Origin of the sequence: Lichenicola sp., assembly GCF_965198575.1 — a bacterium.
Lineage (GTDB): Bacteria > Pseudomonadota > Alphaproteobacteria > Acetobacterales > Acetobacteraceae > Lichenicola.
The window spans coordinates 952,280-964,709 of record NZ_OZ240671.1 but is presented as its reverse complement, the minus strand read 5'-3'; the positions used below and the strand labels follow the sequence as shown (position 1 = coordinate 964,709).

10 protein-coding genes and 1 other RNA gene are annotated in these 12,430 nt (G+C 69.0%); 8 read left to right on the top strand and 3 right to left on the bottom strand.

What is annotated here, in order from left to right; genetic code table 11:
- Window positions 1–312: 312 nt before the first annotated feature.
- Window positions 313–3,477, bottom strand: coding sequence for an efflux RND transporter permease subunit (locus tag ACOEQ2_RS04585; protein ID WP_419730205.1), 3,165 nt, complete (start codon window positions 3,475–3,477; stop codon window positions 313–315).
- 107 nt (window positions 3,478–3,584) lie between these two features.
- Window positions 3,585–4,829 carry an efflux RND transporter periplasmic adaptor subunit gene (locus ACOEQ2_RS04580; RefSeq protein ID WP_419730204.1) on the bottom strand — a complete coding sequence of 415 codons (1,245 nt, stop codon included), beginning with the start codon at window positions 4,827–4,829 and terminating at the stop codon, window positions 3,585–3,587.
- 163 nt (window positions 4,830–4,992) lie between these two features.
- Between ACOEQ2_RS04580 and ACOEQ2_RS04575 the strand changes: the two genes are divergently transcribed.
- Complete coding sequence (locus tag ACOEQ2_RS04575) at window positions 4,993–5,619, top strand: TetR/AcrR family transcriptional regulator (protein WP_419730203.1); 627 nt, start codon at window positions 4,993–4,995, stop codon at window positions 5,617–5,619.
- 51 nt (window positions 5,620–5,670) lie between these two features.
- Here ACOEQ2_RS04575 and nudC read toward each other — a convergent pair whose 3' ends face one another.
- Window positions 5,671–6,609: an NAD(+) diphosphatase gene (nudC, locus tag ACOEQ2_RS04570; protein WP_419730202.1), complete on the bottom strand. Its 939-nt coding sequence runs from the start codon at window positions 6,607–6,609 to the stop codon at window positions 5,671–5,673.
- Between the two features lie 82 nt (window positions 6,610–6,691).
- Between nudC and ffs the strand changes: the two genes are divergently transcribed.
- From ffs to ACOEQ2_RS04535, 7 genes are all read left to right on the top strand, one after another.
- Window positions 6,692–6,789: signal recognition particle sRNA small type (gene ffs / locus ACOEQ2_RS04565), an RNA gene on the top strand.
- A gap of 7 nt (window positions 6,790–6,796) precedes the next feature.
- Complete coding sequence (locus ACOEQ2_RS04560; RefSeq protein WP_419730201.1) at window positions 6,797–8,791, top strand: DNA polymerase III subunit gamma/tau; 1,995 nt, start codon at window positions 6,797–6,799, stop codon at window positions 8,789–8,791.
- A gap of 43 nt (window positions 8,792–8,834) precedes the next feature.
- Window positions 8,835–9,158: a YbaB/EbfC family nucleoid-associated protein gene (locus ACOEQ2_RS04555; protein WP_419730200.1), complete on the top strand. Its 324-nt coding sequence runs from the start codon at window positions 8,835–8,837 to the stop codon at window positions 9,156–9,158.
- Between the two features lie 8 nt (window positions 9,159–9,166).
- Window positions 9,167–9,757, top strand: coding sequence for a recombination mediator RecR (recR, locus tag ACOEQ2_RS04550; protein ID WP_419730199.1), 591 nt, complete (start codon window positions 9,167–9,169; stop codon window positions 9,755–9,757).
- Window positions 9,758–9,780: 23 nt separating this feature from the next.
- Window positions 9,781–10,575, top strand: coding sequence for an SDR family oxidoreductase (locus ACOEQ2_RS04545; protein ID WP_419730198.1), 795 nt, complete (start codon window positions 9,781–9,783; stop codon window positions 10,573–10,575).
- Window positions 10,576–10,582: 7 nt separating this feature from the next.
- Window positions 10,583–10,987 (top strand): dihydroneopterin aldolase, encoded by a 405-nt coding sequence (gene folB / locus ACOEQ2_RS04540; RefSeq protein WP_419730197.1) that lies wholly within the window; start codon window positions 10,583–10,585, stop codon window positions 10,985–10,987.
- Between the two features lie 157 nt (window positions 10,988–11,144).
- Window positions 11,145–12,377 (top strand): oxalate decarboxylase family bicupin, encoded by a 1,233-nt coding sequence (locus tag ACOEQ2_RS04535; protein WP_419730196.1) that lies wholly within the window; start codon window positions 11,145–11,147, stop codon window positions 12,375–12,377.
- The last annotated feature ends 53 nt before the right edge of the window (window positions 12,378–12,430 follow it).

The following is a 12,430-nucleotide window of genomic DNA, read 5'->3' as shown; positions in this document are numbered from 1 at the left end:
GTTGTTTCACTTGGGCAGCACGGAGGGCACGTCCCAGCTGATCAGGTCCGCTCGAACGCAGCGTCACGTCGAGACGGCGTGTTGCGGCAGTGAAACCGTCGCCGTCACGCCAGTGCACAGGGAGCGAATTCGGGAATGCCGGTCGCTTCCGTAACCCCGGGCAGCGGTGACCGTGCCGCTCCATCGCGCCGGCGCCAAGCGTTGCCGCAGGTCGTGATCGAGACCGGCGGCAGGAGCGATGCGTAATTCCGGGTCGGCGAACCTGTGTGTCTCCCTGAACGGATGACGCACCATCCAGGGTGACACACAGGATCAGGAGCCCACGGTCTCCCGCGCCGGAACGACGACCTTCCGGCGCAGGAACGTCCGGACCGCGGTGTAGAACGCCGGCGTGAACAGCAGCCCGAAGCAGGTCACGCCGAGCATGCCGAAGAACACTGCGGTGCCGAGCGATTGCCGCATCTCGGAGCCGGCGCCGGTGGCCACCGCCAGCGGCGCCACACCCATGATGAAGGCGAGCGACGTCATCAGGATCGGGCGCAGGCGGGTGCGTGCGGCGTGGATCGCGGCACGGTCGGGCGGCGAGCCGGCTTCTTCCTCCTGCTTGGCGAATTCGACGATCAGGATCGCGTTCTTTGCGGCCAGTCCGACGAGCACCACGAAACCGATCTGCGCCAGGATGTCGATCGGCATGCCGCGCAACGAGAGCCCGGTGACCGAGGCCAGCAGGCACATCGGCACGATCAGGATGACCGCGAGCGGCAGCCGCCAACTCTCGTAGAGCGCCGCCAGCACGAGGAACACGAACAACGCGGCGGCTGCGAACACCAGCAGCGTCGGCGTGCCCTTCTGCTGCTGCTGGTAGGCGAGGTCGGTCCATTCGAAGCCGACGCCGCGCGGCAGCACCTGGTGGGCGAGCTGCTCCATCCGCGCGAGTGCGGTTCCGGTGGCGATCCCCGGAGCTGCCTCGCCCATGATCTCCGCGGCCGGGAACAGGTCGTAGCGCGGCACCCGGTAGGCATCGGTGCGACGGCTGATGCGCGCCACCGACCCGAGCGGCACCATCTCGCCCGACGAGTTGCGCGCCTTCAGCCGGGTGATGTCGCTGACGTCGCGGCGGAACGCGCCGTCGGCTTGCGCGATGACCTCGTAGGTGCGCCCGAGATAGTTGAAGTCGTTGACGTATTGCGAGCCGAGATAGACCTGCATCGCATCGAATATGTCGTTCGGCGTCAGCCCCAGCTTCTCGGCCTTCTCGCGGTCGATATCGGCAAACACCGACGGCGTGCGGGTGCTGAACAGGGTGAACACGCCGGCGAAATCCGGATCGCGATTGGCCGCTGCGACGAGAGTGTTGGCGGCGGCGGCCAGCGCGTCGGAGCCGAGGCCGGCGCGGTCCTGCAGCATCATCTTGAAGCCGCCGGCACTGCCGAGGCCCTGAACCGGCGGCGGCGGAATGGTCAGCACGAAGGCGCCCTGGATCACCGACAGCCTGCGACGCAGATCCGCCAGCACCGTCATCGACGTCACGCCGTCGATGTGGTGGCTGTACAGCGACGGCAGCCCGGAGAAGATCGTGCCGGCGTTCGAGGCGACGGTGAAGGTGGTGGCATCCAGCCCGGCAAACGGGGCGACGTGCTCGACACCCTTGGTCGTCATGATGATGTCGATGGCCTGCTTGACGACCGCCTCGGTCCTGTCGAGCGTGGCACCGGGTGGCAGCTGCAGGACCGTGATCAGGTAGCCCTGGTCCTGCTCGGGAATGAACCCGGTCGGTGTGCGCGAGAACTGGATGCCCGCGACCACGATCAGCAGCACATACACGGCAATCACCACGCCGAGCAGGTGGACGAGCCGGCGCGTCACCCGCCCGTACAGGTTCGACATCCGCTCGAAGCCGGCGTTGAACAGCCCGAAGAACCCGCCGATGGCGCGTGCCGGCAGCGAGCGGCGGCCGTGATGCATCTCCTCGTGCGGCTTGAACAGCAGCGCGCAAAGGGCCGGGCTCAGTGTCAGCGAGACCAGGCAGGAGATCACCGTCGAGGCCGAGATCGTCACCGCGAACTGGCGGAAGAACTCGCCGCTGATCCCGGACAGGAACGCCGTCGGCACGAACACCGCGCAAAGTGTGAGTGCGATCGCGATCAGTGCGCCGCCGACCTCGTCCATGGTTCGGTGTGCCGCCTCCCTGGGCGCCATGCCGAGGCGGATGTTGCGCTCGACATTCTCCACCACGACGATCGCGTCATCGACGACGATGCCGACCGCCAGCACCAGCCCGAACAGCGACAGGTTGTTGAGCGAGATGCCGACCGCGGCCAGGATCGTGAAGGTGCCGATCAGCGAGACCGGGATCGCGATCACCGGGATCAGCGAGGCGCGCCAGGTCTGCAGGAACAGGATGACCACGCCGACCACGAGCAGGATCGCGACGATGATCGTCACGATGACCTCGTGCACCGACTTGGCGACGAAGATCGTCGGGTCGTAGATGATCCGGTAATCGAGCCCGGGCGGGAAGTCCTTCGAGAGGTCCTTCATCGTCGACAGGACCTCGTGCTCGACCGCCAGCGAGTTGGCGCCCGGCTGCGAGAAGATCAGCAGCGGCAGGCCGGGTCCGCGATCCTCGTACGCGGTGGCGCCGTAATCCGCCGCACCGATCACCGCACGGCCGACATCGCGCAGCCTGGTCACCCGTCCGGCGCCGTCGTTCTTGATGACCACGTCATCGAACTGCTCGGGCGTCGAGAGCCGGCCGAGCGTCTGCACGTTGAGCTGGTAGGCCTCGTGCGACGGCACCGGCGGCTGGTTCAGGATGCCGGCCGAGACCTGCACGTTCTGCGCCCGCAACGCCGCCAGCACCTCGTCGGCATTCAGGTGGTAGGCGGCGATACGGTCGGGATCGAGCCAGATCCGCATCGCGTAGTCGCGTGATCCGAACAGCTGCACGTCACCGACGCCGGGCAGGCGGGCCAGCATGTCCTTCACGTGCAGCGTCGCGTAGTTCGACAGGTACAGGTCGTCGCGCGAGCCGTCGGGCGACATCAGATGCACCGCGAGCAGGATGTTCGGCGTCGATTTCCGAACCTGCACGCCGAGCCGCTGCACGTCGTCGGGCAGCCGCGGCTGCGCATCCTCGACCCGGTTCTGGGTCAGCATCTGGGCGACGTTGAGGTCGGTGCCGATCTTGAACGTCACCGTGATGGTGAGCTTGCCGTCACCCGTCGACTGGCTGCTCATGTAGAGCATGTTCTCGACGCCGTTGATTTCCTGCTCGAGCGGCGTCGCCACCGTCTTGCTGACGGTCTCGGCGGAGGCGCCCGGATAGGAGGTGGTGACCTGCACCGTCGGCGGAACGATCTCTGGATACTGTGCCACCGGCAGGGTGAACAGCGCGCCGAGCCCGATCAGCGTGACGAACGCGCTGAACACGGTGGCCAGAATCGGCCGGTCGATGAAGAGGTGGGTGAGGCGCATGGTCGTGCCCTTCGGTTCCGCTTTGGATCAAGGCGGGTCTGGATCGAGGCGGGTCGGGATCAAGGCGAGTCTGGATCGAGGCGGCCCCGGATCAAGCGGGATCGGGATCAGTCGCGATTGTTGTCGGCAGCCAGGTGGATGGCACTCGCGGTCGGCGTGACCTTGGTGCCGGGCATCGCATGCATCAGCCCGTCGATGATCACCCGGTCGGTGGGGGCGAGGCCGCTCTGCACGACGCGCAAGCCCTTGAACAGCGCTCCGACCTCGACCGGCTTCGGGATCACGGTGCCGTTCGGTGCCACGGTGAGCACGATCGATTGCGACTGGTCGAGCATCACCGACTGGTCCGGCACCAGCAGCGACGACGTCGGGTGGCCGATATCGATCACCAGCCGCGCGAACTCGCCAGGGACCAGGAACAGGTCATGGTTCGGCACGATCGCGCGGGCATGGATGGTGCCGCTGCTGCGATCGAGCGTGTTGTCGATGAAGTCGACGGTGCCGGTATGGGTCGTGCGGGTCTCGTCGCCGAGCCGGAAGCGCACGGTCTCGCCGAGCTCGCCCGGAGCATGGGCGCGCTGGAAGGCCAGGAAATCGTTCTCGCTCATGTCGAAATCGAGATGGATCGGATCGAGCGACACGACCGTCGCGAGCAGCGTGGTGGTGTTGGCGCCGGCGCGGCTGCCGCTGACCAGGCTGCCGACCGAGATCTGGTGGTCGTCGATGCGGCCGTCGAACGGCGCGGTGACGCGGGAGTAGTCGAGATCAAGCTGGGCATCGCGCACCGCCTGCTCGCCGGTCGCCAGTGCAGCGGTCGCCGCCCGGACGTCGTTGGAGCGCTGGTCGACGTTCTCGGCGGTGCCGAAATCGGTGTGCTTGAGCTGCTGGGCGCGCCAGAACTCGGAGTTGGCCAGGTCGAGACGCGCCTGCGCGGTCTGCACCGAGGCGACGGCGCTGGCGAGCTTGATCTGGTATGGCCGCGGATCGATGACGAACAGCAGGTCGCCCTTGTGGACGATCTGCCCGTCCTTGAAGTGGATCTCGGACAGCGTGCCACCGACCTGGGCGCGCAGCTCCACCCGATCGACAGCCGAGAACTGCCCGAGCAGGTTGACCTCCTGCGACACGTCCTGCCGCATCGGCTCGCTGACCATCACGCTGGGCGGCGGAGGCGCCGCCGGCACCGCATGGCTCGGGTGTCTCACACTATCGAGTGCGAGAAACCCGATGCCCGCGAACAGCATTGCCAGACCACTGGTGCCGAACAGCACGCGCCTGCCACGGCTCGGGCGGCCCGCTTCGGAACCGCTCTCACCGTGGTTGGCATTTCCGACCGTTTCGATTTCGTTCATTCCATTCCGACCTCGGCATCACCCGGCATCCATACCAGAAAGTGATACTGTATCGCTCGGTATCAAAACTGGACGGGCGGAGTCAAGTGTCGTATCCCTGTCACACCGGTGCAGCCCGGCTGACCGCCGGCAGATACCGCCGGGCCACGAAAGGAAACCGCCGGTGGGACGGCACAAGCAGTTCGATCCTGACGCAGCGCTCGCGGCCGCTCTCGACGTGTTCCGGCGGCAGGGTTTCGAGGGCGCGTCGCTCACCGACCTGACCAACGCGATGGGCATCCAGCGGCCCAGCCTGTATGCGGCGTTCGGCAGCAAGGAGGAGCTCTTCCAGAAGGCGCTCGAGCGCTACCGGGAGCAGTGCCCGGTGTTCGGCGCCTCGATCTGTGCCCAGACCAGCGCACGCAGCGTGGCGGAACGGCTGCTGTATGGTGCGGCGGACCAGCAGACCGATGACGCCAACCCGCCAGGCTGCCTGATCACCCTGGGTGCGGTGCTCTGCTCGGACGAACATTCCTCCGTTCGGCAGCTGTTGGCGGACGCCCGCCAGGAGACCCAGGAGGCGCTGCAATCCCGGTTCGAGCGGGCGCGGGCCGAGGGAGAATTGACCATCGACGCAGATCCCGCATCGCTTGCACGCTACCTGATGGCCGTCGTCCACGGGATGGCCGTCATGGCGGCGTCAGGCGCCAGCAGGGCGGCATTGCGCGACGTCGCCACCTTTGCGCTGCGCGCGTGGCCGACGAATGCGCCGTCCCATGTCGGCATGGAGGCCGAAACCTCCCCCGCTTGAGGTGACCCGCGCGTCATCGAGTGACCCGTGCTTCATCAAGTGATCCGGGCTTCACCCCTCGTCCAGCCAGCTCTGCACCAGCTGGCTGGCGATTGCGGTAGGACCGGGCACGTCGAAGCCCTGTGCCGCATGGTCGCGCACCTCGGCGCGGGTGACCCAGCGCGCCTCGACGATCTCGTGCGGATCGATGGTAAGCGCGCGATCCAAAGCTTCGGCGTGGAAGCCCAGCATCAGCGAGCCCGGGAACGGCCAGGGTTGGCTCGAATGATAGCGCACGTCGCGCACCCGCACGCCGACCTCCTCGAACACCTCGCGCGCCACCGCCTCCTCGGCACTCTCGCCGGGTTCCAGGAACCCGGCCAGCGCCGACAGCACCCGCGAGTTCGGCGGGAAGCGGACGCCACGGGCCAGCAGTGCATGCTCGCCGTGCGTCACCAGCATGATCACCACCGGGTCGGTGCGCGGGAAATGCTGGTGGCCCTCGGCGCAGACCAGCCGGTGCCCGCCCTGTTCGGGCAGGTTCGGCCGGCCGCAGACGCCGCAGAAGCGGTGCGTCGCGCGCCAATGCAGCATGCCGCGGGCCTGCGCCAGCAACGCGGCCTCGCCCTCCGGCAGGAGCGGTGCCAGCGGTCGCAGCTCCTCGAAGCTCCAGGCGTCGCCGGTGGCGGCCGGGATCGGCGGATCGTCGAGTGCCCCGAGATCGACGGCCAGCAGCGGGCCGGCCTCGTCGAGTCCGAGGAAGGTCCAGGGCAACCGGTCCATCCAGTCCGGATCGAGACCGAGTGCGTCCGGCGTGGTCATGACGACGCTCATCCGGTCCGGGCCCAGCCGCGCCATCAGGTGCCGGCCGCGCCAGACTGCCACCAGGCGCCGGTTCGGGTGGTCGAGGTGGGCCTGCATTGCCGCATCGTCCGCACGCGAGTTCGCCGCCCGGTCGATCCGGCTGCCGGCGAAGAAATTCACGATGGGCGAGAGCCTGTCACCTGCCATGCTGCCTCCGGGCGAGCCCGCGCATGAGGCACGGCCATGGCCTCTTGTCGCGCATGGGGGAGGCCGTGTTAAGGTCACACCGGGAGGTCGGCAGCGGACGGGCGTCTTGCCAACCCGGTCAGGTCCGGAAGGAAGCAGCCGCAGTGAGTTTCCGCTCGGGTCGTTCGTTCGGCCTCCCACCTCTCTGATGCACGATCCCGAAGACGACATCATCGACGACGATCAGCCGCCGCTGCCCGAGGGGCCGGGTCTGTTCGGCGATGCACCGGCGGCTCGCCCTGCCGCAGCACCCGCTGCCGCTGCCACGCCGTATCGTGTCCTCGCCCGCAAATACCGTCCGACCACCTTCGATGATCTGATCGGCCAGGAGGCGATGGTCCGCATCCTGCGCCGGGCCTTCGTGGTCGGTCGGGTGGCGCACGCCTTCATGCTCACCGGCGTGCGCGGCGTCGGCAAGACCACCACCGCCCGCATCATCGCCCGCGCGCTGAACTGCATCGGGCCGGACGGGCAGGGCGGCCCCACCGCGGAGCCCTGCGGCGTATGCGCGAACTGCACCGCCATCCTCGCCGACCGCCACCCCGACGTGCTGGAGATGGATGCCGCGTCCCGCACCGGCATCGACGACGTGCGCGAGATCATCGAGGCGACCCGGTTCCGGCCGATGCAGGCGCGGATGAAGGTGTTCATCGTCGACGAGGTGCACATGCTCTCGCGCAACGCCTTCAACGCGTTGCTGAAGACGCTGGAGGAGCCGCCCGCGCAGGTCACCTTCATCTTCGCCACCACCGAGCTGCGCAAGGTGCCGGTGACGGTGCTGTCGCGCTGCCAGCGCTTCGATCTGCGGCGGGTGTCGCAATCCGAGCTGGCCGCGCATTTCGGCCGCATCGCCGGGCGCGAGGGTGCCGCGATTACCGAGGACGCGCTCGCCCTGATCGCCCGCGCCGCCGACGGCTCGGTGCGTGACGGGCTGTCGCTGCTGGACCAGGCGATCGCCCAGGGTGGGGATTCCGAGGCCGGCGATGCGACGATCCGCGCCGACCGGGTTGCCGACATGCTCGGGCTCGCGGATCGCGGGCTGGTGTTCGACCTGCTCGACGCGGTCATGGCCGGAGAGCCCGCGGCGGCGCTGGCAATCACCGACCAGGCGCACATGCGCGGCGCCGATCTCGGGCTGATGCTGGCCGACCTGCTCGAACTGATCCACACCGTCTCGCGCCTCAAGGCGATCCCGGCCCTGCGCGACAGCGGTGAGCTGCCGGAGAGCGAGCGGGTGCGCGGTGCCGCCCTGGCGGACGCGCTGGGCGTGCCGGTGCTGGGCCGGGCCTGGCAGATGCTGCTGAAGGGTGTCGCCGAGATCGAGACCGCGCCGGACCGCCGCGAGGCCGCCGAGATGGTGCTGATCCGGTTGTGCTATGTCGCCGACCTGCCGCCGCCGGGTGATCTCGTGCGCCAGCTGCAGGCCGATCCGGGTCGGTCGCAGCCTGTGGCACAGGCGGCCCCCGCATCATCCGCATCTGCCGCAGGGGGGCCGACGATGGAACTGCGGGCGGTATCCGGCGGCGGACGCGCCACGTCCGCGGAGCGCCGGCCGATGCCGGATGCCGAGCCGGACCCTGTGGCGGCAGCTCCCGCGATCGAGGCGCCGCCCCGGGTCGAGCCGCCGCCGCCGCCATCGCTGCGGAGCTGGCGCGAGGTGGTGGCGTTCATCGCCGGCCAGCGGGAGCCGATCCTGCACGGTCAGTTGCGGCACTGCGCGCACCTGGTCCGCTTCGCGCCGCCGGTGATCGAGCTCCGGCTGCAGCCGCAGACGCCGAAGGATCTGTCGCAACGCCTGGCCGCGTTGCTGAGTGCTGCCACCGGCACTCGCTGGACCATCGTGCTCGCCCGAGAGGGTGGCGAGCCGACGCTGGCCGAGCAGGCGGACGCGCTCGACGTCGATCGTAGCCGCACCGCTGCCGAGCATCCGCTGGTGCAGGCGATCATGGCCGCCTTCCCGGGCGCGCGGCTGGGTGCGGTGAATGACGCGAGCCTCGACGCGTATGGCTTGCCGCCGGAGCCGATCGTCACAGATCAGATGCTGAACGAACCCGCCGCACCCGACATGGAGTTCGCCCCGCTCGACTCCGAGCCGGTCGGCCTCGACGATCTCGACAACGAGGTCGGGCTGCCCGATCCATGATCCACCGCACCTCGCCCCCTGGAACGACAAAGGACCGATCGCCATGAAGAACCTCGCCGGCCTGATGAAGCAGGCCTCGCAGATGCAGTCCAAGATGGAGGAGATGCAGGCGGGCCTGGCCAATCTCGAGATCGAGGGCAGCGCCGGCGCCGGCATGGTCACCGTGATGCTGAGCGGCAAGGGCGACCTGAAGCGCATCCGCATCGACCCCAAGCTCGCCGACCCGTCCGAGATGGAGATGCTCGAGGACCTGATCGTCGCCGCCCACGCCGAAGCCCGCCGTCACCTTGAGGCGCGCACCTCGGAGGAGATGCAGAAGGTGACCGGCGGCCTCAACCTGCCCGCCGGCATGAAGCTGCCGTTCTGACCTGATCGATGGGTGGTCCAGAGATCGAGCGGCTGATCGACCTGCTGGCGCGGCTGCCCGGCCTCGGCCCGCGGAGTGCCCGGCGTGCGGCGTTGACCCTGCTGCGCCAGCCGCGCACCCGCCTGCTGCCGCTCGCCAACGCCATGGAGCAGGCGGCGAACGCTGTGCGCACCTGCAGCCTGTGCGGCAACCTCGACAGCCGCGACCCGTGCGCGATCTGCGACGACAGCCATCGCGACCGCTCGATCGTGTGCGTCGTCGAGGGCGTCGGCGATCTGTGGGCGCTGGAACGGGCCGCCGTGCATCGCGGGGTCTATCATGTGCTCGGCGGCACATTGTCGGCGCTCGGCGGCACCGGGCCGGAGGATCTCAGCACGGCACCGCTGCTGGCCCGGATCGAGGCCGGTGGCGTGCGCGAGGTGATCCTGGCACTCGGTGCGACGGTCGAGGGTGCGACCACCACTCACTGGCTCGCCGAGCGGCTGGTGCCGTTCGGGGTCGCCGTCACCCGGGTGGCGCAGGGCGTGCCGATGGGTGGCGCGCTGGACGTGCTGGATGACGGCACCCTGGCGGCGGCCCTGATGGCGCGCCGGGCGTAGGCGGGCAGGATGGAGCGGTTGCCATGAGCGTCATCTGGCCGATCCCCCGTGCGATCCCGCGTGCGGCGCTGGTGACCGGCGGCGGTGCGCGCCTTGGCCGGGCGATCGCGCTCGCCCTGGGGGAAGCCGGTTTCGCGGTGGCGATCCACGCCCGCCAGGCCAACGACGACACCCGCGCGACACTGGACACGCTGCAGGCGTTGGGCATCGCCGCGGTGCTGGTGGATGCCGACCTGGCGCGCGAGGACCAGGTGGCGGCGCTGGTCGGGCGCGCCGAGGCGGCGATCGGGCCGCTCGGCGTCCTGGTCAACAACGCCAGCAGCTTCGAGCGCGACGAGTGGGACGACGCCGACCGCGCCTCCTGGGACCGCCACATGGAGCCCAACCTGCGCGCCCCGTTCCGCCTGATGCAGGAGTTCGCCCGCCGCCTGCCCGACGACGCCGAGGGCATGGTGCTGAACATGCTCGACCAGCGGGTCTGGTCGCTGACGCCGCATTTCGTGTCGTACAGCCTGTCCAAGGCGGGGCTGTGGGCGCTGACCCAGTCGATGGCGCTGGCCCTGGCGCCGCGCCGGATCCGCGTCAACGCGATCGGCCCGGGCCCGGCGCTGCCCAGTGCGCGGCAGAGCCAGGCGCAGTTCCAGGCCCAGTGCGAGAGCGTGCCGCTCGGTCGCGGCACCAGTCCGGGCGAGGTCGCGCGGGCGGCGTTGTCACTGCTCTGCCTGCCGTCGGTCACCGGCCAGATGCTGGCGCTCGATGGCGGCCAGCACATGCAGTGGCACCCGGCGCATGGCCGCACCGACCCGGGCGGGGAGTAGCTTTCGCATGTTCCCATCCCCGGTGTTGCCGCCCTGGAGTCACGAGCCGCCGCTGCGCTGCCTGTTCCTGCGCGACCTGGTGATCGACGCGCAGATCGGCGTGCACCCGCATGAGGAGGGTGTCCGCCAGCGGGTGCGGGTCAACATCGCCTTCGGGGTGGAGGACGAGCCCGGTCACGAGGTCGGGCGGGATGATCTCAGCCGCACGGTGTCCTACGAGCGCGTGGTGCAGCTGGTGCGGCGGATCATCGAGGCCGGCCATGTGCGGCTGGTCGAGACGCTGGCCGAGCGGATCGCCGCCGGTGTGCTGGCAGACGGTCGCGTGCGGGTGGTGCGGGTGATGGTGGAGAAACTGGACGTGTTCGCCGAGCTGCAATCGGTCGGCGTGGAGATCGAGCGCCGGCAAGCCTGAGCTGGGTGGAGGTTGCAGTCCGGCTCATCGGGGTGGGCCGGACCGGATCGCCACTCGCCCCTCCCGGCCCGATCGGTGGCGGAACGGTCTGCTCACGCGGTTGTCCTTTGCCTGCGCAGGCCCAACCTCGGAGCCGGTACAGCTTGGAGAACGGCCGATGGATCCTTTGTCGCGCAGACGCATCCTCACCGCGGGCGCGGGTGCTGCCGGAGGCCTCGCCGCACTGTCGGTCGGCACGGCTGCCAACGCCCTGGCCGCCACCGCGGGGCAGCCCGTCCGCGTCAGCCCGATCGGCAACGATCCCGGGCCGCATGATCCGGTCCGTGACGGCGAGGATCCGGATCTCCTCGATCCACCACGCACCGATCACGGAACCCTGCCGAACCTGAAATTCTCGTTCGCCGATTCGCACGTTCGCGAGACCGATGGCGGCTGGACCAGGCAGGTCACCGAGCGCGAACTCGGCGTGTCGAAGGGCATGGCCGGCGTCGACATGCGGCTGATCCCGGGCGGCGTCCGCGAGCTGCATTGGCACAAGCAGGCGGAGTGGTCGATCATGCTGGCCGGCACGGCGCGCATCACCGCCGTCGACCAGAATGGCCGCAACTTCATCGACGACGTGGGCGAGGGCGATCTCTGGTACTTCCCGCCGGGCATCCCGCACTCGATCCAGGCGCTGGGGCAGGGGTGCGAGTTCCTGCTGGTGTTCGATGACGGCAGCTTCAACGAGGACAGCACGTTCCTGATCAGCGACTGGTTCAAGCATATCCCGCCGGATGTGCTGGCCAAGAACTTCGGCGTGCCGGCCAGCAATTTCGGCCACACGCCCGATCCGGAGCAGCGCTACATGTTCCCGCTGCCGATCCCCGGACCGCTTGCCCAGGACCGCGTCGCCGGCAATGGCACAGTGCCCGAGAGCTTCAGCTTCCGGCCCTCGACGGTGACGCCGATGACCTTCAAGTCCGGCAATGTCAGGGTAATCGATTCCAGCAACTTCAAGGCGGCCAGGACCATTGCCGCGGCCATCGTCGAGGTCGAGCCGGGCGGCCTGCGCGAGTTGCACTGGCACCCGAACACCGACGAGTGGCAGTACTACATCGCCGGCCAGGGTCGCATGGGCGTGTTCGGCGCGTCCGGCGATGCGCGCACGTTCGACTACCGCGCCGGCGATGTCGGCTACGTGCCGTTCGCGATGGGCCACTACATCGAGAATACCGGCAGCACGCCGCTGCGCTTCCTGGAAATGTTCAAGGCGCCGCAGTTCGAGGACGTGTCGCTGAACCAGTGGATGGCGCTCACCCCGCCCGAGTTGGTGCAGGGCCACCTGGACCTCAGTGACCAGGTCATTCAGGCGCTTTCGAAGACCAAGCACGCGGTGGTGCCGGCCTGAGGTCCGACCATGCCGGGACGTCCCGGCTCGAAACGTGATCGCCCACGATGCGA